The following is a 20672-nucleotide window of genomic DNA, read 5'->3' as shown; positions in this document are numbered from 1 at the left end:
TTTTTTCATATGCCTTGATGAGTTGTCCCGATGAGCGAGCACTCCTGGTATGCCCACTCCCGTAATCTGATGCTGGACAACACGGTGGTCCTGGCGGGGGCGCAGCGCTTTGACGTGGCGATCATCGGTGGGGGCGTCACCGGGTGCAGTGCGGCGCTGCATCTGGCCGAGCGGGGCTATCGGGTGGCGCTGCTGGAGGCGGGTGAGATCGGGGCGGGCGCATCAGGTCGCAGCGGCGGTCAGATTCTGCCGGGGCTGGGCACCGAGCTGTCGGTCATCGAGCAATCGCTTGGGCATCAGGCGGCGCGCGAGGTGTGGGCGATGAGTCGCGAGGCGGTGCGGCTGACCGAGTCGCTGATCGAGCGCCACGCCATCGACTGCGAATATTCCCGCGGCTACGTGCATGCGGCGCTCAAGCCACGTCACGAGCGGGCCATGAAGGCCTGGCGTGATGAAATGGCCACGCGCTACGACTATGACGGGCTTGAGTGGCTGGAAGGGGAGGCGCTGAAGCGCCATGTGGTCACTGATGTCTACCTCGGCGGGCTCTATGAGCGAGAAGCCGGGCATCTGCATCCGCTCAACTATACGCTGGGGCTGGCACGCGCGGCCCAAAATGCCGGGGCCTCGATTTTCGAGTACAGCCGTGTGACCGATATCGCGCGTGGAAAATGCGTACGGGTGAGCACGGCCCAGGGCCGGATCGACTGTGACCATCTGCTGGTGGCCGGCAACGCCTATCTGGGAGGGCTGGTGCCGGAGATCGAGCGCAAGATCATGCCGGTGGTGAACTACATCATTGCCACCGAGCCCCTGTCGGAGGCTCAGGTGGCGCAGACCCTGCCTCAGCGTGACGCGGTCTCGGATGCCAATTTTGTGCTGGACTACTATCGTCTCACCCAGGGGCACCGTTTACTCTATGGGGGACAGGTCAGCTACAGTGGCCGCGAGCCGCGTCAGCTGGTCGCGACCATGCAGCGCAAGATGCGTGGGCTTTTCCCGGTGCTTGAGAACGTGGCCATCGATTATCGCTGGGGCGGTCGGGTAGCGATCACCCGCAATCGGGCGCCGCACTTTGGCCGGCTGGATCACAATATTCATTTTGTGCAGGGCTATTCGGGCCATGGCATGGCGCTGGCCGGACTTGCCGGGCAGTTGATGGCAGAGACCGTGGCCGGTCAGTCCGAGCGCTTTGATCTGTTTGCCGGCATGAAGCATCTCGATTTTCCCGGGGGGCGCCGCCTTCGAACGCCGCTGCTGGTGCTGGCCACCACCTTCTATCGATTAAGGGATCGCCTGTGAGGGGCAGGGCGCTATTCCACAACTTTCATGTTCAGGCATCGCACTGGCGGTGTCTTCATACGCAAGGGGATCCTGTTCGATGGCAGAACGCTCACCGACCGCCGCACCCGGCGGGCCATTTTCAGCAATCGAGAGCACCACGGGTAGCGAGGCCAGTGCGGCGCGAGAGGCGTCTTCCATCCGTCTGAAAGGCATTCGCAAGGAGTATCCGGGCGGGGTGGTGGCGCTGGAAAGCGTGGATCTCGACATTCGTGCCGGCGAGTTCTTCACCCTGCTGGGCCCGTCCGGCTGTGGCAAGACCACGCTGTTGCGCATGCTGGCGGGGCTGGATGAGCCCAGCGGTGGCACGCTCTCCATCGGCGGGGTCGATGTCACCGACACGCCGCCCCACAAGCGCAGCGTCAATACGGTCTTTCAGTCCTATGCGCTGTTTCCGCATCTGTCGGTGCGCGACAACATCGCCTTCGGCCTGAAAATGCGCGGCATGGCGCGTGCCGAGCGCGAGCAGAAGGTGGTAGAGATCGCCGGGTTCATTAAGCTGGGGTCACTGGTCGATCGCCGTGTCGATCAGCTTTCCGGCGGCCAGCGCCAGCGGATTGCGCTGGCCCGTGCGCTGATCTGCGAGCCGGACGTGCTGCTGCTCGATGAGCCGCTGTCGGCCTTGGATGCCGGGCTGCGCAGCCAGCTGCAGGTCGAGCTTTTGCGTACCCAGAAGCGCCTCGGCATGACATTCGTGTTCGTCACCCATGATCAGGAAGAGGCGATGGTCATGAGTGACCGCATCGCCGTGCTCAGCGATGGCATCATTCAGCAGATCGGCACGCCCCAGGAGGTCTATGAGCGGCCGGCCAATCTGTTCGTGGCGCGCTTCATGGGCCATGACAATCTTTTCCCGATCTCGGCCAGAGAGGGCGCGACGGTTCAAACGCCGATTGGCGCACTGGAGACCGAAGACAAAAGCGAAGGGGAGGTGGCCCTGATTCGTCCGGAAACCCTGGAGCTGACCTCCCCCGGCGCGCCGAGCGCGGAGCCGGGCAAGCGGCTCAATACGCTCATGTGCCGGGTGGTGGAGCGCTTTTATCGCGGCAGTAACGTCGAATACCGCCTGTCTCACCAGAACGGCGAGCAGCACAGCGAGCTGATCGCCGAGATCTCCAATACCGGGGATCGTCTCTTTCGCGTCGGTGATGAGGTGAAAGTCGAGATCTACCCGGAAGACGTCATCATGCTAAGCGATGACGAGGAGGGCGCATGAGCCAGGTGGATGTGGTCTGGCGCCGTCGTCGCCGCCTGGAAACCCGTCATCTTCTGGTCAGTGTGCTGCCGGGGGCGCTGTGGATCTTCATCTTTCTGGTGCTGCCGAGTGCCTATCTGATGTCGGTGGCCTTCATGACCAACGGCGGCTTCGGCCAGCCGCAGCTGCCGCTGACGCTGGATGCCTTTCGCAGTCTGGCCGGCTTTGGGTTTCTGGGCTGGAGTCCGGGCAATCTCTATACGCTGTGGCGTTCGATCTTTCAGTCCGTGATCTCGCTGGGGCTGGTGGTGCTGGTCGCCTATCCGGTGGCCTGGTATATCTCCCTGTGCCGGCCGCGGCTGCGCGCCATCATGCTGCTGGCGGTAGTGGTGCCCTCCTGGACCAATCAGGTCATTCGAGCCTTTGGCTGGATGAACCTGCTGTCACCGGGCACGCCGCTGTCCACGCTGGCGGAAAACATGGGGCTGATTGCCCCCAACATGGGGCTGTTTCCCTCCGACTTTGCCGTCACCCTGGGGCTGGTCTACAACTTTTTGCCCTTTATGGTGCTGCCGCTGTATGCCGCGTTCGAGAAGCTCGATCACGCCCAGATCGAGGCGGCGCGCGATCTTTATGCTTCACCCCTGCGGACCTTTTTTGTGGCCGTGCTGCCGCAGACCCTGCCGGGGCTTTTGGCTGGTTCCGTGCTGGTGGCCATTCCGGCCTTTGGCATGTACGTGATCCCCGAGCTTCTGGGCGGTGGGCGCTCGCAGATGCTGGGCAATCTGGTGGCGAGCCAGTTCGGTGAGGCGGCCAACTGGCCACTGGGGGCGGCCGGGGCGCTGTTGATGCTGCTGGCTACCCTGCTGGGGCTGGTGATACTGCGTCGCATGGGTCGCCGCCTGGGCGGTGGCACCGAGATGGTGATCTAGGAGAGCGGCATGCAGAACCGGGGTTTCAGGAAAGGGCTTGCCATCTTCTGGTGGCTGACGCTGATCTTTCTTTATGCGCCGCTGCTGGTGGTGATGGTGTTTTCCTTTAACAGCATCAACACCTCGGCGCGCTGGGGCGGCTTTTCGCTGCGCTGGTACGAGCGACTGCTGCATAACGATGTGGTGATCGGTGCCATTGGCCATACGCTGCTGCTGGCGGTGATCTCCTCGATCATCGCCGTGATTCTGGGGGCGATGATCGGCTACGGTCTTTATCGACACCGCGCTCGTAAACTCGGGCTTTTGATCGTGTTGATCTATTTGCCGATCGTCATGCCGGACATCGTGTTCGGTATTTCCAACATGGCATTTTTCGTGCAGATCAATCGCCTCACCGGGCTGTTGTCGCCGGGGCTTGGCACCATGGTCATTGCCCATGTCACCTTTCAGATTCCGTTTGTGGCGCTGATCGTCTACTCCCGCTTTGTGGGGCTGGATGCCACGCTCTTTGATGCGGCAAAGGATCTGTATGCCAGCCCCTGGCAGCGGATGCTGCATTTCATTCTGCCCACGCTGAAACCGGCCCTGTTATCGGCGTTTTTCCTGTCGTTTACGCTGTCGGTGGATGATTTCGTCATCAGCTTCTTTACGGCAGGCCCGGAAAGCGCGACGCTGCCGATCTATATCTGGGGCGCCATTCGACGCGGCATCTCTCCGGAGATCAACGCCATTGCCACGCTGATGATTGCCTCGGTGGCACTGGTGGCCGTACTGAGTCTGCTGTTCAACCGTCGCCGCGCGTAAGCGCCGCGGCGGACCCATAAAAACTGCAAGATCATTGATCACGATCATTCAAGGGGAACCTGCCAATGACGCTTTTCTCATCCCGTCCGGCGCTGCTGGCCGGCGCCGTGGCCGCCGTCATGTTGTCCGGCACGGCCGGCGCCGCTGACCGGCTCTACGTGTTCAACTGGACCGATTACATGGATCCGGAGATCATCGAGGCGTTCGAGAAGCAGTATGACGTTGAGGTGGTGCAGAACTACTACGGCTCGCTGGGCGAGATGTTTTCCAAGCTGCAGGCCGGCGGGGTGTCGCAGTACGACATTGTGGTGCCGTCGAACTACTTCGTGCCGCGCATGATCGAGGCAGGCCTTCTGCAGCCGCTGGACAGGTCACAGCTGCCCAACATGGATAACCTCATGGGGCGTTTCGTCAATCCGCCCTATGACCCGGATAACCGGTACACGGCGGCCTATCTGTGGGGCTCGACCGGCCTGATCATCAATACCAAAACCTTCCCGGAGGCCAAACCGAGCTGGTCGATGCTCTTTGATGAGTCAGTGAACAGCGATCAGCCGTTTTCGATGCTCAAGGACGGCCAGGTCATGTTTGGCGCGGCCTGTGCCTTTCTCGGCAAACCCTATAACTGCACCGCGCAGGACGACATGGTCGAGGCCGCGAAGCTGATGCTCAAGACCAAGCACCGGCGCAACTTTACCGGTTTTACCGACTCCACGCCGGTACTGGGGCAGGTCTCGCGAGGCGTCAATGCTGTCGGGGTGACCTACAACGGTGACTATCTGCAGTACAGGGACGATGATCCGGAAGGCTTTGCCAATACCCGGTTCGTGATTCCGGAAGAGGGGTCCGAGCTGTGGGTGGACTCCATGGCGATTCCGGCGCGGGCGCCACACCCGGAGCTGGCCCACAAGTTCATCAACTTCATTCTGGATGCGCAGGTCGGGGCGCAGCTGTCCAACTACACGTTTTATTCCACGCCCAATCAGGCGGCCGTCGAGCATCTTGATGACGTACTCAAGCAGCCGCCGTCGCAGCCCGATGATGCCGACATGGCGCGGTTGAAGTTCACCCCGACGCTGTCCGGCAAGGACCTGCAGCGCTATCAGCAGCTCTGGAATGAAGTGCAGTCACGCTAAGGCACGTGACCGGCTGTTCGCCATCGGGCGGGCAGCCCTTTCGTGCGTTTGATCAGGCTCGGCTGGGGAGGCCGACATGACGCTAAAGCATTGTCCGGTGGTACTGACGGACTGGTTTGAAGAGCATCGCATCACCGAGGTGGAGTGTCTGGTCAGCGATCTGACCGGCATTCTCAAGGGCAAGATCATGCCGGCCGGCAAGTACCTCAACGGCGGTCGGCCGCGTCTGCCGGATTCGATCTTTATCCAGTCGGTGACCGGCGGCTACCCGGATGACGAGGCCCTGCGCTTCTGGAACTCGGCGGAACTCGACATGCAGCTGATTGCCGACCCGGCCGCCGCCTATCTGGTGCCCTGGGCGGAAGATCCGACCGCCCAGATCATTCACGACTGCTACTACATGAACGGGGAGCCGGTCGAGATCGCGCCACGCCATGTCCTGAAGCGAGTGCTGGCCCTTTATGAGGCGCGCGGCTGGAAACCGGTCATGGCGCCGGAAGTCGAGTTCTATCTGGTCAAGACCAATACCGACCCGGACTATCCGCTGGAGCCGCCGATCGGACGTTCCGGGCGTCAGGAGAGCGGGCGTCAGTCGTTTTCCATTGATGCGGTCAACGAATTCGACCCCCTGTTCGAGGAGATGTACGACTATTGCGAGGCGCAGCAGCTCGACATCGATACCCTCATTCACGAAGAGGGCGCCGGTCAGATGGAGGTCAACTTCCAGCACGGTGACCCGCTTTATCTGGCCGATCAGGTGGTGATCTTCAAGCGCACCCTGCGTGAAACGGCGCTGCGTCATGGCATGTACGCCACCTTCATGGCCAAGCCGATGGCCAACGAGCCGGGCAGCGCCATGCACCTGCACCAGAGCCTGGTGGATGCCGTAAGCGGGGAGAATCTGTTTGCCGGGGACAACGGCCAGCCCAGCGATCTGTTCATGAACTACATCGGCGGACTGCAGACCTGGATGCCTGCGGCCATGCCGCTTTTTGCGCCCAACATCAACTCGTGGCGGCGACTGATGCCCAGCGAACACGGCGGTTCGGCACCCACCAACGTGGAGTGGGGCTATGACAATCGCACCGTGGGGCTGCGGGTGCCGGTGGGTAACGCCGAAGCCACGCGAATCGAAAACCGCGTACCGGGTGCCGATGCCAACCCCTACCTGGTAATGGCGGCTTCGCTGGCCTGCGGCTATCTGGGCATGATGAGCCGGTTGCAGGCCCGACCGCCGCTGACCGGCACGGCCTGGACCGGCGGCGTCGCGCTGCCCAACGATGTCGGGCCGGCACTTGATGCGCTGGACGGCTGTGATGCGCTGGCGGATGTGCTCGGTGAGCGCTTCGTCAAAAGCTATCTGGCGGTCAAGCGGGCCGAGCACCTGGCCTACTATCGGGTGATCAGCTCCTGGGAGCGCGAGCATCTGCTGCTGCGGGTATAAAGGGCTGCCGGACGGGCCATTGGCAGGGCACAACAACAAATGGGTCATGAGGGGAGCGTGCAATGACACGAGCATGGCGATGGCGAGTCGGTGCGCTGCTGCTGGCCGGGGCAAGCCTGACGGCGGGGGCGGCGGAAAAGCCGGCGGAGACGCTCTATCTGTTCAACTGGACAGAGTACATGCCGCCACAGGTACTGGCGGATTTCGAGCGTGAGCACAATGTTCATATCGTGCAGAACTTTTTTACCTCCAACGCCGAGATGTTTACCAAACTGCGCAGCGGCGGCGATGCCCAGTACGATGTGGTGGTGCCCACCGACTACTTCGTGCCCCGTCTGATCGAGGCAGACCTGATCCAGCCGCTGGATCATGCGCAACTGCCGGGACTTGAACACCTGCTGCCCGAATTTCAGGACCCCGCCTATGATCCGGGCAACCGCTACAGTGTGCCCTATCAGTGGGGGGTGACCGGTATCGTCTACGACAGCCGGGTGCTGGATGACGTGCCGCGCAGCTGGTCGGCGCTGTTTGATCCTGACGTGAACTCAAGTGCGCCCTTTACCCTGCTGGGCGGTGACCCGCAGGTCCTGTTCGGCGCTGCCTGCGCCTCGCTGGGCGACGGTTTTGACTGCACGCAAAGGGATCAGTGGGTGGACAGTGCGCGCCTTCTGATGAGCACCAAAGGCCGTTCGAACTTCATCGGCTTTACCGACAGCACCGCCACCATCGATCAGATCGTGCGCGGCGTCAGCGCCATGGGCATGACCTATAACGGTGACCTGGCCTGGCGTCAGGCCGAAGACCCGGACACCTACGGTCATCTGCGCTTTTTTGTGCCCGAGGAGGGCTCCCAGCGCGGTATCGATACCCTGGTGATTCCGAAGCGGGCGCCGCATCCCGAGCTGGCACAGGCGTTTATTGCCTATACCCTGCGACCCGACGTGGCCGCCCGCATCAGCAACTACACCTTCTACGCCACGCCCAATGAGGCGGCGCTCGATCAGCTCGATGACGCGCTGAAAAGGCCGCCGTCACGGCTCAGCGATGAGGAGAAACGCCGGCTGGTGTTTGTTCCCCTGATCGACAGGGCGCAGCTCGGCACGCTGTCACAGCTCAACAATGAAATGCGCAGTCGCTAACTACTGGCGGCCCGGACAGGGCCGCCTTGTACGGTAGATACCCATGACCCAGCCTGATGTTGCATCGACCCACCGCGATGGCCATGCCCGATCGCTCTACGCCGCTACCATGCACGCCGCGCCTGACCGACCGGCACTGGTCGGTCATCAGCACGTGGATGTCTGCGTGGTGGGGGCCGGCTTTACCGGGATTTCCAGCGCCCTGCATCTGGCCGAACAGGGTTTTCGCGTCGCGGTACTCGAGGCGCAGCGTGTGGGCTTTGGTGCCAGCGGTCGCAATGGCGGCCAGATCGTCAACAGCTACAGCCGCGACATGGACATGATCGAGGCGCGCTTTGGGCAAGCCTCCGCACGGGCACTTGGCGATATGGCGTTTGAGGGCAATCGCATCATCCGCGAGCGCATCGAACAGTACGCCATTCAGTGCGATCTCAAAAACGGTAATCTTTTTGCCGCCTGCAATGACAAGCAGCTGGCTGCCCTCAAACATCACAAGGCGCTGTGGGAGAAGTACGGCCACCAGGAGCTGGAGCTGCTGGAAGGTGACGCCTATCGCCGCGAGATCGGCAGTGCGCGCTATACAGGCGCACTGCTGGATCACTCCGGTGGCCATCTGCACCCGCTCAATCTGGTGCTGGGGCAGGCGGCGGCCCTTGAGGCGCTGGGCGGGGTGATTTTCGAACACTCGCCCATGACGCGCCTTGAACACGGCGAGCGGGTGAAGATTCATACCGCCGGCGGGGTGATCGAAGCCGAGCGCGCCGTGATGGCCGGCAATGCCTATCTGGGAGATATCGTCCCGGAACTTGCCGACCGCTCCATGCCCTGTGGCACGCAGGTGATCGCCACCGAAGTGCTCGATGAGGCTACCGCAAAACGGATATTGCCCACCGACCGCGCCGTCGAGGACAGCAATTACCTGCTCGACTACTACCGGCTGTCGAGCGAGCGCCGCCTGATCTATGGCGGCGGCGTGACCTACGGCGGACGTGATCCGGCCAGCATCGAGGGGGCCATCCGGCCCAAGCTGTTAAAGACCTTCCCCGAGCTTGAGAAGGTGGCCATCGACTACGCCTGGAGTGGCAACTTTCTGCTCACGCTCAACCGGCTGCCGCAGTTCGGACGGCTCAACCATAACGTCTATTACGCCCAGGGCTACTCCGGCCATGGGGTGACCGCCTCGCATCTGGCCGGCCGACTGGTGGGAGAGATCATCAAGGGAGAAAGCGCCCGCTTTGACGCCTTTGCCGATATCCGTCACCTGCCGTTCCCGGGCGGACGACGCTTTGCCGTGCCGTTTTCTGCCATGGGCGCCTGGTACTACGCGCTGCGCGACCGACTGGGTGTTTGATGGCTACCTGTGGCATTAACGGTGTAATGCCGTGAGTCCGGAGGTCTTTGCCATTGTCCTGGGCGCCGCCGCGCTGCATGCCGGCTGGAACGCGCTGGTCAGGGTGGGGCTTGATCGGCTGCTGGCGGTCACGCTCATTCAGGTGGGCGCAGGCGTACTGGCGCTGGCCATGCTGCCTGCCGTCAGTGTTCCCGATGCGGCGGCCTGGCCGTGGCTGGGGCTCTCGGCCGTTTTGCATGTGGGCTACAACGTGTTTCTGGGACGGGCCTATGCCAGCGGGGATTTTGGCCAGGTCTATCCCATTGCACGAGGCTCGGCGCCGTTGATCGTGGCGCTGGTGGGCGTCATGTTGCTGGGCGATCAAACCTCTCTGACCGGCCATGCCGGTGTGGCACTGCTCAGTGGCGGCATCTGGTGGATGGCCGTGCGCGGCGCCGGTGCGACAGGACTGTCTCGTATCGGGCTGATCAATGCCCTCATCACTTCGGCTTTCATCGCCGCCTATACGCTCAGTGATGGACTGGGGGCGCGCGCCAATTGTGATGCCATCGGTTACGTACTCTGGCTTTTTACGCTCAATGGCCTCTGCATGGGGCTTTTGCTGTGGGGCATGCGCGGGCGTCGGACACTGGCCGCCATTGCCGGCCACTATCGCATCGGGCTACTGGGCGGCGCGATGTCGATGGCCGCCTACGGGGCGACCATCTGGGCCATGAGTCAGGCACCGATTGCAATGGTTGCCGCCCTGCGCGAGTCCAGCGTGCTGTTTGCCCTCGCGATTTCGGCGCTCTTTCTGGGTGAGCGCCTGAGCCGTCAGCGACTCGTGGCGGGGCTGATCATTCTGTCCGGCGTGATGCTGCTCAGGCTCGGATAGACGCCTACACCAGGCGCAGATACCAGTCATATTCCAGGGCGCTGACGGTGCGCTGGGCCAGCGCGCGCTCGGCCTGACGGTTGGCGTAGTAGATATGCTGAAAGGCCCGTCCCAGCCGCTCACCAAGCACATCACTTTCCATCCACAATTCCAGTGCCACGCCCCAGGAATCGGGCAGGGTGGCGTCGAGCTGGGTGTAGGCGTTGCCCTCGATTGCCGGCGGCGGTGTCAGCTGCTCATCAAGCCCGTGGGCCATGGAGGCCAGCAGCACCGCACACAGCAGATAGACATTGACATCTGCACCGGCCACGCGGTGCTCAAGGCGTGTGGCAGCGGCCGGGCCGGAGGGAATGCGAACGGCCACCGAGCGATTGTCCAGCCCCCAGGAGGGCGTCATGGGCACATAGAGTCCGGGCTGGAAGCGGCGAAAGGCGTTGAGGTTGGGCGCGCAGACGGCCATCGACGCCGGCATCAGCGCCAGCACCCCGGCGATCGCCTGATGCAGTGCTGCGCTGCCCATGGGGTTTTTGTCCTCGGCGGCAAACACGTTGCGGCCGTGTTCGTCGAGCAGACTGATATGCACATGGGTGCCGCTGCCAGCTTCATTGCCCCAGGGCTTGGCCATGAAGGTCGCCTCGAACCCCTGCTGCTGCGCCACGCCCTTGATGGCTCGCTTGAGCATCACGGCGTCATCACAGGCGCGCAGGGCATCATTGCGGTGGCGCAGGTTGATCTCGAACTGCCCCGGCGCGCACTCTTTCAGCGCCGTATCCAGCGGCAGACCCTGCTGGGCGCAGGCCTCGTGAATGGCGTCAATAAAATCGGCGTATTCATCGAGCTCGCTGATCGAGTAGAGCTGGCTGGAGCGTGCGCGCTCACCGGTCAGCGGCGAGCGCGGTGGCTGAGGCTGGCCGCGGTCGTTGCGCTCGGCATCCAGCAGATAGAACTCCTGCTCGATGGCAATCACCGGCGTCAGCCCCTGACGGGTAAAGCCTTCAAGCACCCGCGCCAGCACCTGACGCGGGTCGGCATGCCAGCCGCTGCCGTCGGGCTCCACCATCGTCATCAAAAGCTGCGCGGTGGGCGCGCGCTGATGCCAGGACACCGGCACCAGCGTGCCGGGAATCGGCAGGCAGGCACGGTCGCCATCACCGCTGTCGAGTCCGAGTCCCGTTTCCTCGACCGTGTTACCGGTAATATCGAGGGCAAAGATGGAGGCGGGCAGATTGACGCCGCTGGTGTAGGCCTCTTCAAGGCTTGAGCGCGGAATGCGCTTGCCGCGCAGGACGCCATTGAGATCGCTGATCAACACATCGATCTGGGTGATTTCAGGATGGGCTTCCAGAAACGGGTACGCCTCGAGGGCGCCAGTGGCAGGGCTGTCGGTCATGATCAAGCGGCTCGGATGGGGCTGGAAATATCAGATGATACTACGCAAGCGAGGCGGGAAGTGCAGCGCTGCCCTGAGCGTATTCAGGATGAATCATGCCCGGCCAGGCAGGACGCAGCGCAGTGTGCTCTCGATCAGCGGCGCCCAGGGCAGGGCATTCATCACTGAAAGTGTATCGCTCACACTGGGCACGCCACTTAAAAAGCGGATCAGGCTGTCGGTGGGGGCCTTGTCAAACAGCAGGCGGTAGAACTCGGGGGCGCGTTCGGGATGGCGTGCCAGCGTACTCATGAAGATGCGATCCAGATGCGGGAGTATCCGACCGGTAGAGGCGCCTACCGGCGGCTGGCCCTTGAGCAGTGCCTCGGCGCACTCATCGGCCCAGCGCTGAATGGCGTGAAAGGCGTAGCCGGTGGCGGCGCGCATGCTGCCGCCATAGGCACCGGTCACGACCATCGATCGGCCATTGGTGCGCGTCGGCGGGGCCATGGGCAGGGTGCCGGTCTCACGCCGCAGGGCTTGCCAGGTTCCCGCGCCAAAACGCGTGTCCAGATACTCTTCCAGTGCGCGCTCAAGCGTGGTCGGGCTGGTGGGCGGGCGGCCAAAGCGCGTCCACTCGAACAGCGCCTGATTCGGCGCGTAGGGCAGCACATAGAGAAAATCGATACCGGCCTGCGGGTTATCGCCCACGCGAAAATCCATCAGCTCGGCGTGCTGAGGCATCTCGTCTGCCTGCACATTGATGCCGGCAAAGTCCTGCCACAGCCAGGGCGAGGTCAGCGGCTTCGGCTGCGGGCGGGTATCCACTCCGAAGCGGGCCTGAACCGTCTCGCCGTTGTCCAGTGCCACGGTCACGCCATCCTCGCGATCCTCAACGTCGGCCGCGCGCGCCTGAACCCTTGCCATGGACGGGTGGTCATCAATGGCGGTCAGCGTGCGGGTGTAAAAGCGCTCGGCTTCGAGCATTTCATAGGGGTAGCGCCGGCTTTCAATGGTGGTGCTGGCCTGATCGGTGTGCAGCGTCAAGGCATGCCAGCGGGCACGCACATCGTCCTGAAAGGGATGAGCCGTGACCGGCCAGCCGCACCAGGTACGGTCATTGGTGTACTCAACGCGCGGGTCGATGATCAGCGTGCGCGGCGCATTGTCATGCTGTGCCAGTCGATAGGCAAGACTCAGCCCGGCGCAGCCGCCGCCGAGAATCACGAGATCAAACGGCCTGGCCCTGTTCATGCGTGATCAAACCCGTGGGCGCCGGGCAGGTCGGCGATATGGCGATGAAGTTCGCCGTCATGGTGATCAAGCCCGCTGCCCGCAATGGCGCCCCGGCCGCTCAGACGGCGCGTGGCCAGCCACACCTTGCCGGTCAGCGGGACATGCACGCGGCCCCGCCACCAGGCAAGCCGCTCGCCGCGCAGGCGAAAGCCAATGGCGCGATAGACATCGGCGGCGACGGCAATGGCACGTCGGTTCTTGCCGGGGATGCGGTCAAAACCATCGGCGGCACTGGCGTAGTAGGCCTCGGCCCGGGTCAATAGCCGGTCGATGGCGTGAGCGATCCGTTCGCGCTGATCAACGTCGGCGCGGGCGATATCCTCGGGCGTTAACTGATCGATCCATTCGGCCGGCAGGTAGCGACGCCCCATGTCGGCGTCTTCTCGCACATCGCGGGCGATGTTGGTCATCTGCATGGCCAGACCCAGATCAATGCCGTGGGGGATGGCACTGTCATCGGCGCCCACCACCGGGCACATCAACACGCCGACGGCCCCGGCCACGCCGTAGCAGTAGCGCATCAGCTCACGCTCATCCTGAATCAGGGCCGGACGCGTCACATCACCGATCAGGGCGTCGATCAGTGCCACGGCGGCGCGGGTATCCAGCTCGCGCCGCATCTGCAGGTCGATCAGCACCCGGGTGAGCGGGTCACTGCCGGCGCCGGCCAGCAGTTCCCCACGGATGGTCATCAGGCGCTGATGGGCGCTTTCGTTCTCGGCCTCGGTGGGCATCTCCTGATCGGCCAGATCATCGAGCTCGCGACAGACCATGTATAACAGCGCGGCGTCGTGGGCATCACGACGCTCCATGAAGTAGCTGGCAAAGCGAAACGACTTGCCGTGTCTGGCCAGAATGGCTTCGGCACTGGCGTGCGGGGTGGCCTGCGTCATGCGTCGGCGTCCGGCAGCAGGTGATCAACCACTCTGGCGCTGGACAGCACGCCCGGTAGGCCCGCCCCCGGATGCGTGCCGGCACCGGTGAGATAGAGGTTCTCCAGCACTTCGCTCTTGTTGTGGAAGCGAAACCACGCCGACTGGCGGAAAATGGGCGCAATCGAGAAGCCGGTGCCATGCATCGACAGATAGCGCTCGCTGAAATCCGCCGGTGTCATGTGAAAACGGGTGACGATCGATTCGCGAAAGCCCGGCAGCGTGGTGCGATCGAGCGCCTCGATGATGGCATCGCCGAGCTTGTCGCCCTCGCGTGACCAGTCCACGTCGCCCTGCAGGTTTGGTACCGGAGCGAGAATGTAGAAGGAATCACAGCCGGGCGGGGCAAAGGAAGGGTCGGTCGCGGTCGGGCGATGGGCGTAGAGCGAGAAGTCATTGGCCAGCACGCGGTGCTCGAAGATGTCTTCCAGCAGTTCGCGATAGCGCTGGCCCATCCAGATGGTGTGGTGTTCGGCCTGGGGGAACTGCCGGTTGGTGCCGACATAGAGCACGAACAGGCCCATCGAATATTTGGCGCCGGCCAGCTTGAGTTTCGCGCTGGTCGAGACCTGGTCCACCATGTGGGTGTACAGATGCGCGGCGTCGGCGTTGCTGATGACCACGCTGGCCGGCAGCTTCTCACTGCTTTCAAGTTCCACGCCGTTGGCACGCCCATGCTCGCTCAAAATGCGTTTGACGGTGGTGCCGGTCTCGATGGTGATGCCGACATCGCGCATCAGCTTTTCCAGTGCCGCCACCAGCGCGCCGGTGCCGCCCATCGGGAAGTGCACGCCCCACTTGCGCTCAAGCCAGGGAATCAGACCGTAGATGCTGGTGGTACGAAAGGGATTGCCCCCCACCAGCAGTGGCGGAATCGAGAAGGCCTGACGCAGGCTGTCGTCCTCGATATGGGCGCAGACCATCTGCCATACCGAGCGATAGCTTTTCAGCCGTAAAAGCGCCGGAATCTGCGCGGCCATGGTGGAGAACTGGTGAAAGGGGCGGTCGGCAAGCTGTTCAAAGCCGATCTCGAAGATCTCCTTCGAGGTTTTCAGAAGATTCTGATAGCCCTGAACATCGCGCTCGTTGAAGCCGCGGATGCTGGCCAGCGTCGCCGACATGTCGGTGCCGTAGTCAAAGGTGCGGCCGTCCTGGAAATAAAACTGATACCAGATGTCGAGGGCGACCATCTCGACATAGTCTTCCAGACGCTTGCCGAACAGTTCGAACAGCTCCTCGAACAGAAAGGGCGCGGTGATGACCGTGGGGCCGGCGTCAAAGCGAAAGCCCTGATCGGTAAAAACCTGGGCCCGTCCGCCCAGTGACGCACAGCGCTCGATCAGCGTGACCTCGTAGCCTTTCTTACGGGCGCGCAGGGCGGCGGCCATGCCGCCAAAGCCGCCACCGATGACCAGAGCACGGCTCATGAACGCTCACCCGTCACACTCATCAGCTTCTCCTCGAGTCGATGGACTTCTTCAATCAAAGCCTGGCCACTGCCGTCGGGCAGAGTGCCCGCGAGATGGCGGGACCGGCTCAAATGGCGTCGACCGTAATCCAGCGCCGAGGCCATGGGTGTGACATCCCCACGGTTGCCCAGTGCGTGAAGCATGTTACAGGCCCCTTGCTGTTGATCGGTCATGTCGTTGTCAAAATCCTCGATATCATCGATAAGCTGGTAGATCGTGGCAAACGTCAGTGCCGCCTGCCGGGCATTGTCGAGCGCGTCATCATGGCTGGTCAGCAGCAGTGGCGCCTCAAGCGCGAGCGCAAACAGCGGTCCGGACTTGCCGCAGGCGGCCTGACTGCACTGCTCGAAGTCGGGCTCGGGGACCATCGCCAGACTGAAGCACTCGGCCTGACCATAAATGGTGGTTTGCACATGATGGTGCACGCAGGACAGCAGGGCGGGCAGGCGTGAGGCATGTGTCTCAAGGTCGCTCAGCAGGCCATAGGCGGCCGAAATGAACAGATCCCCCAGACAGATCGCCACGCCCTCGTTCCAGACGCGCCAGACGCTTTTCTGGCCGCGGCGTATGCTGTCATGATCGAGCACGTCATCGTGGATGAGCGAGGCGTTGTGCAACAGCTCGCTGATGCAGCCACAGGTCAGCGCGGGCTCATGAGCCAGACCCAGCGCCCGGCCGGTGTGGTAGCCGAGCCGGGCGCGCAGGTAACCGCCGGCCGCGGCAAGGTGGTGGTTGATGGCATCACGAATCATGCCCTGCCGGCCCTCATTTTTGAGGGCCCGGGCCAGGGTGGCATGAATGTCGCCGTTGAGAGACGCGTGCGGGTCGTTCTCTACACAGCGGCGTTCGACGATCGGAGACGTCAGGCCGGTCATGAATTTCTCCTTGTCTGACGCGCGATTGCGAGCGACATCCATTGTTGTGGTCACCTGACGGTTCAAAGGTGAGTGTCAGGTCATTGATTGATTCAGAGCAATAAAAAGGGTTACTCCAGGATAGCTGAAAAGCACCGTGGCTGTCATGGTCGCTGTCCATGGTAGATGGGCCGCCTTCAGTTTGCGGCGAGCGGCCATCATCGTGCGTTCGGGTGGCGCAGGCGGAATCGACTTGCCAGGCTCAGTGCACATGAATGATCTCCGGGTCACGTTGACCCGGTTGCACAGGAGGCAGCATGCCCAACCCTACGCTTTTGATTACAGGTGCCTCGACCGGAATTGGTGAAGCCAGTGCTCGCCACGCCGCACAGGCCGGCTATAACGTGGCCCTGGCCGCGCGCAGTACCAAACGTCTTGAAACGCTGGCCGAAACGCTTGAGCAGGAATACGGCGTACAAGCGGCGGCATTTACCTGCAATGTGCAGTCCTGGGAGGCGCAGGAACAGTTGGTGGCCTCGGTGGTCGAGCATTTCGGGGCTCTGGACGCCGTCTTTGCCAATGCCGGCCGTGGTCTTGAAGGGCGAGGCTACAGCGGCAGCGACCCGGAAGAGTGGCGTGAAGTGCTTTTGACCAACGTGCTGGGGCCGGCGCTGACAGTCCGTGCAGCCATGGCGGAGCTCAAGAAAAGCCGTGGCCATGTCCTGATCACAGGCTCCGTAGCCGGGCGTCGGGTCATGCCGGGCTCCTTCTATGGCGCGACCAAAAGTGCCGTGCAGGCCATGGCCTACAACCTGCGCGAAGAGGTGAAGGGCAGCGGCATGCGGGTCACGCTGATCGAGCCGGGCATGGTGGATACGCCCTTTTTTGATGAGCCCCAGGAGAATGCCCTGACGCCGGACGATATTGCCCGCTCGGTCATCTTTGCCCTGACCCAGCCCAAAAGTGTGGAAGTGCATGACATGTGCATTCTGCCGACACCACCCATCGAGGAGTGATCCCCTTGTCCGGGTACACCGGGGAAGAGGTGGCAAAAGCCCCGCAAAACAGGGCGCATGAAGTGAACCAAGGCATGAAAAAGGGCCCACAAAAAAAGGGGGCGCCAGCAGGCGCCCCTTTTGTACTGACATCCAGTAGCCGCTGACATCCCGGGGTTACAGCAGGGCGTCGAGCTTTTCCTTGAGCATGGCGTTGACCTGCGGCGGGTTGGCCGTGCCGCGGGAGGCCTTCATGACCTGGCCGACAAAAAAGCCGATCATCTTGCCGCGCTTGTCTTCGCTCGCTTCGCGGTACTGGGTGACCTGTACCGGATTGTCGGCAATCACCTGATCACACAGGGATTCGATGGCACCGGTATCGGTGACCTGCTTGAGACCGCGGGCGTCGATGATCTCGTCGGCCGTCTCGACCTTGCGCTCCCACAGATCGGCAAAGACCTGCTTGGCCCCCTTGCCGTTGATGGTGTCATCCACCAGACGGACCAGCAGTCCGCCGAGCTGCTCGGCGCTGACCGGGCTTTCTGTAATATCCAGACCGTCACGGTTGAGTCGACCCAGCAGATCGCCCTGGACCCAGTTGGCGGCCAGTTTGGCATCGCTGCAGTGCTGCTGAACGGCTTCGAAATATTCGGCCAGCGCTCGCGAGCCGGTGAGCACGTCTGCATCGTAGGTCGAAAGCCCGAGCGATTCGACAAAGCGTTGACGCTTTTCGCTCGGCAGCTCCGGCAGCAGCGAACGCTGATGTTCGATATAGGCCTCATCGAGCATCAGGGGTAGCAGGTCGGGGCAGGGGAAGTAACGGTAGTCGTTGGCTTCCTCCTTGGTCCGCATCGAGCGGGTTTCATCCAGATCCGGATTATAGAGACGCGTTTCCTGAATCACGACGCCGCCGTCCTCGAGAATCTCGCGCTGACGCTCGATCTCGAACGCAATGGCGCGCTCGACAAAGCGGAAGGAGTTGACGTTCTTGATCTCGGCGCGGGTGCCCAGCTTCTCCTGTCCCTTCGGGCGCAGCGACACGTTGACGTCGCAGCGCATCGAGCCTTCGGCCATGTTGCCATCGGAAATGCCCAGATAGGTCACGATGGCGTGAATGGCGCGGATATAGGCGGACGCTTCCTCCGCGCTGTGCATGTCGGGCTCGGAGACGATCTCCAGTAGCGGCGTGCCGGCGCGGTTGAGGTCAATGCCGGTCATGCCGCTGTAGTCTTCGTGCAGCGACTTGCCGGCATCCTCTTCCATGTGGGCATGATGTATGCGCACGGTCTTGACCGTGCCGTCGCCCAGGGTGATGTCGACTTCGCCGCGTCCGACCACCGGATGCGCCATCTGGCTGGTCTGATAGCCCTTGGGCAAATCCGGATAGAAATAGTTCTTGCGCTCGAATACCGAGTACTCCGGGATCTCGGCATTGATGGCCAGGCCAAAGCGTACGGCCATGGCCACGGCGTTTTCATTGAGTACCGGCAGCGTGCCCGGCAGCCCCAGGTCGATGCCGCAGGCCTGGGTGTTGGGCTCGGCGCCGAAGGCGGTCGAGGCACCGGAAAAGATTTTCGAGCAGGTCGAAAGCTGCACGTGGACTTCAAGCCCGATCACGACTTCCCACTGCATGTTGTTACTCCTTGATCTCGGGCCGGCGCTGATGCCAGTCCGTGGCCTGCTGATAGACATGCGCCACGTTAAGAAGGTGAGCCTCACCGAAATGCGGCCCCAGAATCTGAAGGCCGACCGGGCGATTGTCGACCAGACCGGCCGGTACGCTGATACCGGGGATGCCGGCCAGGTTGATGGCGATGGTGTAGATATCCTGCAGATACATCTGCACCGGGTCGGCCTTGGCGCCCAGCTCAAACGCGGTGGTCGGCGCGGCCGGACCCATGAGGACATCCACGCGGGCAAAGGCGTCAAGGAAATCCTGACGGATCAGGCGGCGTACCTGCTGCGCCTTGCGATAGTAGGCATCAAAAAAGCCCTCGGAGAGGGTATGCGTACCGATCAGGATGCGGCGCTTGACCTCATCGCCAAAGCCCTCGGCGCGAGTGCGCTTGTAGAGATCCTCGAGATCGGCCGGATCATCGCAGCGATGACCAAAGCGCACGCCGTCGTAACGCGACAGATTGGAAGAGGCCTCTGCCGGAGCGATAACGTAGTAGGCCGGAATGGCCATGCTGGTATGCGGCAGGCTGACCTCGATGACCTGTGCACCCAGGGATTCATACACCCGGACCGCCTCACGCACCGCGGTCTCGACCTCGGGGGCCAGACCCTCGCCGAAGTACTCGACCGGCAGGCCGATCTTGAGTCCGTTGAGCGGCTTGTCCAGCCCCTGGGTATAGTCGGGCACATTGCGCGACACGCTGGTGGAGTCACGCGTGTCATGACCGGCCATGGCGTTCATCAGCATCGCGCAGTCTTCGGCCGTGCGCGCCATGGGGCCGGCCTGGTCAAGACTCGAGGCATAGGCAATCATGCCGTAGCGCGACACGCGCCCATAGGTCGGCTTGAGACCGGTAATGCCGCAAAACGCGGCCGGCTGGCGGATCGAGCCACCGGTATCGGTGCCCAGCGCCGCCGGAACGAAACCTGCCGCGACGGCAGCGGCACTGCCGCCCGAGGAGCCGCCGGGCACCAGCGTCGGGTTCCAGGGGTTTTTGACCGGGCCGTACCAGCTGTTTTCGTTGGAAGAGCCCATGGCGAACTCGTCCATGTTGGTCTTGCCAAGGCTGACCGTGCCGGCGTGTTTGAGCTTTTCCACTACGGTGGCATTGTAGGGGGCAATGAAGTTGTCCAGCATCTTCGAGCCGGCGCTGGTGCGCACACCCTCGGTGCAGAAAATATCCTTGTAGGCCAGCGGCAATCCGCTGAGGATGCCGGCCTCGCCCTTGTGGCGCAGGGCATCGGCCGCATCGGCTTCCTTGAGAGCCTGCTCGTCGGTGACGGTGATAAAGCTGTTCAGCACCGGATCAAGGCGCTTGATGCGCTCAAGCAGCGAAGTCGTCAGTTCACGACTGGAAAAGTCACCGGCAGCCAGGCCGCGGGCCAGTTCGGCAAGTGTCTTGTCATGCATGGGGGCTTGTTACTCCTTGGCTGTCCCTTGTCGGGGCAGTGTCTCTGATCTGTCGCATCTCGAGCCGGTCAGGCGATGTGAGGTCGATCACTCGACCACACGCGGCACCAGATAAAGGCCGTCTGCCGTAGCAGGGGCAATGCCTTGAAAGGTGTCGCGGCGGTCGGTTTCGATCGCTTCATCGGCACGCAGGGGCTGGGTGGCATCCAGCGGGTGGGACAGCGGTGCCACGCCCTCGGTATCGATCTCGGAAAGCCGGTCTACCATCTCGAGAATGCGAGACAGATCATCGACATAACGTTCCGCCTGGGCATCACTCACGCCCAGACGGGCCAGATGCGCTGCGCGCAGAACATTGGCGTGTTCAATAGCCATGGCGGTTCTACCTTTGAACAATGCAGGGTTAAATTGCAAAAGCGTGGATGTCCGACTTCTGATCGGGCTGCATAAAAC

The 20672-nt window shown here is 62.6% G+C and carries 18 protein-coding genes; 10 read left to right on the top strand and 8 right to left on the bottom strand.

The window, feature by feature from the left end:
* Window positions 1-30: 30 nt before the first annotated feature.
* The 9 genes from Q0931_RS09175 to Q0931_RS09135 all read left to right on the top strand — a co-directional run bounded on the left by Q0931_RS09175 (window position 31) and on the right by Q0931_RS09135 (window position 10216).
* Window positions 31-1302, top strand: coding sequence for an FAD-binding oxidoreductase (locus Q0931_RS09175; RefSeq protein ID WP_299259527.1), 1272 nt, complete (start codon window positions 31-33; stop codon window positions 1300-1302).
* 79 nt (window positions 1303-1381) lie between these two features.
* Window positions 1382-2557 (top strand): ABC transporter ATP-binding protein, encoded by a 1176-nt coding sequence (locus Q0931_RS09170; protein WP_299259525.1) that lies wholly within the window; start codon window positions 1382-1384, stop codon window positions 2555-2557.
* Window positions 2554-3468, top strand: a complete 915-nt coding sequence (locus Q0931_RS09165) for an ABC transporter permease (RefSeq protein WP_299259523.1) — start codon at window positions 2554-2556, stop codon at window positions 3466-3468. Before Q0931_RS09170 ends, Q0931_RS09165 begins: the two co-directional genes overlap by 4 nt.
* A gap of 9 nt (window positions 3469-3477) precedes the next feature.
* Window positions 3478-4272 (top strand): ABC transporter permease, encoded by a 795-nt coding sequence (locus tag Q0931_RS09160; protein ID WP_299259521.1) that lies wholly within the window; start codon window positions 3478-3480, stop codon window positions 4270-4272.
* A 65-nt stretch (window positions 4273-4337) separates the two neighbouring features.
* Window positions 4338-5408 (top strand): spermidine/putrescine ABC transporter substrate-binding protein, encoded by a 1071-nt coding sequence (locus Q0931_RS09155; RefSeq protein WP_299259519.1) that lies wholly within the window; start codon window positions 4338-4340, stop codon window positions 5406-5408.
* Between the two features lie 76 nt (window positions 5409-5484).
* Complete coding sequence (locus Q0931_RS09150) at window positions 5485-6852, top strand: glutamine synthetase family protein (protein ID WP_299259517.1); 1368 nt, start codon at window positions 5485-5487, stop codon at window positions 6850-6852.
* A gap of 62 nt (window positions 6853-6914) precedes the next feature.
* On the top strand, window positions 6915-7991 hold the full coding sequence (locus Q0931_RS09145; RefSeq protein WP_299259515.1) for a spermidine/putrescine ABC transporter substrate-binding protein: 1077 nt from the start codon (window positions 6915-6917) through the stop codon (window positions 7989-7991).
* Window positions 7992-8034: 43 nt separating this feature from the next.
* Window positions 8035-9342 carry an FAD-binding oxidoreductase gene (locus Q0931_RS09140; RefSeq protein ID WP_299259513.1) on the top strand — a complete coding sequence of 436 codons (1308 nt, stop codon included), beginning with the start codon at window positions 8035-8037 and terminating at the stop codon, window positions 9340-9342.
* Between the two features lie 31 nt (window positions 9343-9373).
* Complete coding sequence (locus Q0931_RS09135) at window positions 9374-10216, top strand: EamA family transporter (protein WP_299259511.1); 843 nt, start codon at window positions 9374-9376, stop codon at window positions 10214-10216.
* A 4-nt stretch (window positions 10217-10220) separates the two neighbouring features.
* Here the strand turns inward: Q0931_RS09135 and Q0931_RS09130 are convergent, their stop codons facing one another.
* The 5 genes from Q0931_RS09130 to Q0931_RS09110 form a co-directional block, all read right to left on the bottom strand.
* Entirely contained in the window at window positions 10221-11606 is a 1386-nt protein-coding gene (locus tag Q0931_RS09130; protein ID WP_299259509.1) for a glutamine synthetase family protein, read from the bottom strand.
* A 93-nt stretch (window positions 11607-11699) separates the two neighbouring features.
* Entirely contained in the window at window positions 11700-12839 is a 1140-nt protein-coding gene (locus Q0931_RS09125) for a lycopene cyclase family protein (protein ID WP_299259507.1), read from the bottom strand.
* Window positions 12836-13774 (bottom strand): phytoene/squalene synthase family protein, encoded by a 939-nt coding sequence (locus Q0931_RS09120; RefSeq protein WP_299259506.1) that lies wholly within the window; start codon window positions 13772-13774, stop codon window positions 12836-12838. Before Q0931_RS09120 ends, Q0931_RS09125 begins: the two co-directional genes overlap by 4 nt.
* A complete protein-coding gene (gene crtI, locus Q0931_RS09115) occupies window positions 13771-15240 on the bottom strand; it encodes a phytoene desaturase family protein (RefSeq protein WP_299259504.1) in 1470 nt (489 codons plus the stop codon). The genes Q0931_RS09120 and crtI overlap by 4 nt, the downstream gene beginning before the upstream one ends.
* Complete coding sequence (locus Q0931_RS09110; RefSeq protein WP_299259502.1) at window positions 15237-16157, bottom strand: polyprenyl synthetase family protein; 921 nt, start codon at window positions 16155-16157, stop codon at window positions 15237-15239. The genes crtI and Q0931_RS09110 overlap by 4 nt, the downstream gene beginning before the upstream one ends.
* A gap of 296 nt (window positions 16158-16453) precedes the next feature.
* Between Q0931_RS09110 and Q0931_RS09105 the strand changes: the two genes are divergently transcribed.
* Window positions 16454-17152, top strand: coding sequence for an SDR family oxidoreductase (locus Q0931_RS09105; protein ID WP_299259499.1), 699 nt, complete (start codon window positions 16454-16456; stop codon window positions 17150-17152).
* 156 nt (window positions 17153-17308) lie between these two features.
* On the opposite strand, the gene gatB is transcribed toward Q0931_RS09105, so the two are convergent.
* From gatB to gatC, 3 genes are all read right to left on the bottom strand, one after another.
* Complete coding sequence (gene gatB, locus Q0931_RS09100) at window positions 17309-18763, bottom strand: Asp-tRNA(Asn)/Glu-tRNA(Gln) amidotransferase subunit GatB (protein ID WP_299259497.1); 1455 nt, start codon at window positions 18761-18763, stop codon at window positions 17309-17311.
* A gap of 4 nt (window positions 18764-18767) precedes the next feature.
* The gene (gene gatA, locus Q0931_RS09095; RefSeq protein WP_299259495.1) at window positions 18768-20219 is read right to left on the bottom strand and encodes an Asp-tRNA(Asn)/Glu-tRNA(Gln) amidotransferase subunit GatA; all 1452 of its coding nucleotides are present in this window, start codon (window positions 20217-20219) and stop codon (window positions 18768-18770) included.
* Between the two features lie 87 nt (window positions 20220-20306).
* Entirely contained in the window at window positions 20307-20594 is a 288-nt protein-coding gene (gatC, locus tag Q0931_RS09090; protein ID WP_299259493.1) for an Asp-tRNA(Asn)/Glu-tRNA(Gln) amidotransferase subunit GatC, read from the bottom strand.
* Window positions 20595-20672: the final 78 nt, after the last annotated feature.

This window comes from uncultured Kushneria sp. (assembly GCF_947497025.1).
GTDB lineage: Bacteria > Pseudomonadota > Gammaproteobacteria > Pseudomonadales > Halomonadaceae > Kushneria.
Note: the sequence above shows the minus strand (reverse complement) of the source record. Positions and strands in the feature narration are given on the sequence as shown.

What these genes read in the sequence shown, in the direction of transcription:
- Q0931_RS09160 (WP_299259521.1), top strand. Translation starts at nt 3,478, where the DNA reads ATGCAGAACCGGGGTTTCAGGAAAGGGCTTGCCATCTTCTGGTGGCTG.
- Q0931_RS09165 (WP_299259523.1), top strand. Translation starts at nt 2,554, where the DNA reads ATGAGCCAGGTGGATGTGGTCTGGCGCCGTCGTCGCCGCCTGGAAACC.
- gatA (WP_299259495.1), bottom strand. Translation starts at nt 20,219, where the DNA reads ATGCATGACAAGACACTTGCCGAACTGGCCCGCGGCCTGGCTGCCGGT.
- Q0931_RS09175 (WP_299259527.1), top strand. Translation starts at nt 31, where the DNA reads ATGAGCGAGCACTCCTGGTATGCCCACTCCCGTAATCTGATGCTGGAC.
- Q0931_RS09125 (WP_299259507.1), bottom strand. Translation starts at nt 12,839, where the DNA reads ATGAACAGGGCCAGGCCGTTTGATCTCGTGATTCTCGGCGGCGGCTGC.
- gatC (WP_299259493.1), bottom strand. Translation starts at nt 20,594, where the DNA reads ATGGCTATTGAACACGCCAATGTTCTGCGCGCAGCGCATCTGGCCCGT.
- Q0931_RS09170 (WP_299259525.1), top strand. Translation starts at nt 1,382, where the DNA reads ATGGCAGAACGCTCACCGACCGCCGCACCCGGCGGGCCATTTTCAGCA.
- Q0931_RS09110 (WP_299259502.1), bottom strand. Translation starts at nt 16,157, where the DNA reads ATGACCGGCCTGACGTCTCCGATCGTCGAACGCCGCTGTGTAGAGAAC.
- crtI (WP_299259504.1), bottom strand. Translation starts at nt 15,240, where the DNA reads ATGAGCCGTGCTCTGGTCATCGGTGGCGGCTTTGGCGGCATGGCCGCC.
- Q0931_RS09150 (WP_299259517.1), top strand. Translation starts at nt 5,485, where the DNA reads ATGACGCTAAAGCATTGTCCGGTGGTACTGACGGACTGGTTTGAAGAG.
- Q0931_RS09145 (WP_299259515.1), top strand. Translation starts at nt 6,915, where the DNA reads ATGACACGAGCATGGCGATGGCGAGTCGGTGCGCTGCTGCTGGCCGGG.
- Q0931_RS09105 (WP_299259499.1), top strand. Translation starts at nt 16,454, where the DNA reads ATGCCCAACCCTACGCTTTTGATTACAGGTGCCTCGACCGGAATTGGT.
- Q0931_RS09140 (WP_299259513.1), top strand. Translation starts at nt 8,035, where the DNA reads ATGACCCAGCCTGATGTTGCATCGACCCACCGCGATGGCCATGCCCGA.
- gatB (WP_299259497.1), bottom strand. Translation starts at nt 18,763, where the DNA reads ATGCAGTGGGAAGTCGTGATCGGGCTTGAAGTCCACGTGCAGCTTTCG.
- Q0931_RS09155 (WP_299259519.1), top strand. Translation starts at nt 4,338, where the DNA reads ATGACGCTTTTCTCATCCCGTCCGGCGCTGCTGGCCGGCGCCGTGGCC.
- Q0931_RS09130 (WP_299259509.1), bottom strand. Translation starts at nt 11,606, where the DNA reads ATGACCGACAGCCCTGCCACTGGCGCCCTCGAGGCGTACCCGTTTCTG.
- Q0931_RS09120 (WP_299259506.1), bottom strand. Translation starts at nt 13,774, where the DNA reads ATGACGCAGGCCACCCCGCACGCCAGTGCCGAAGCCATTCTGGCCAGA.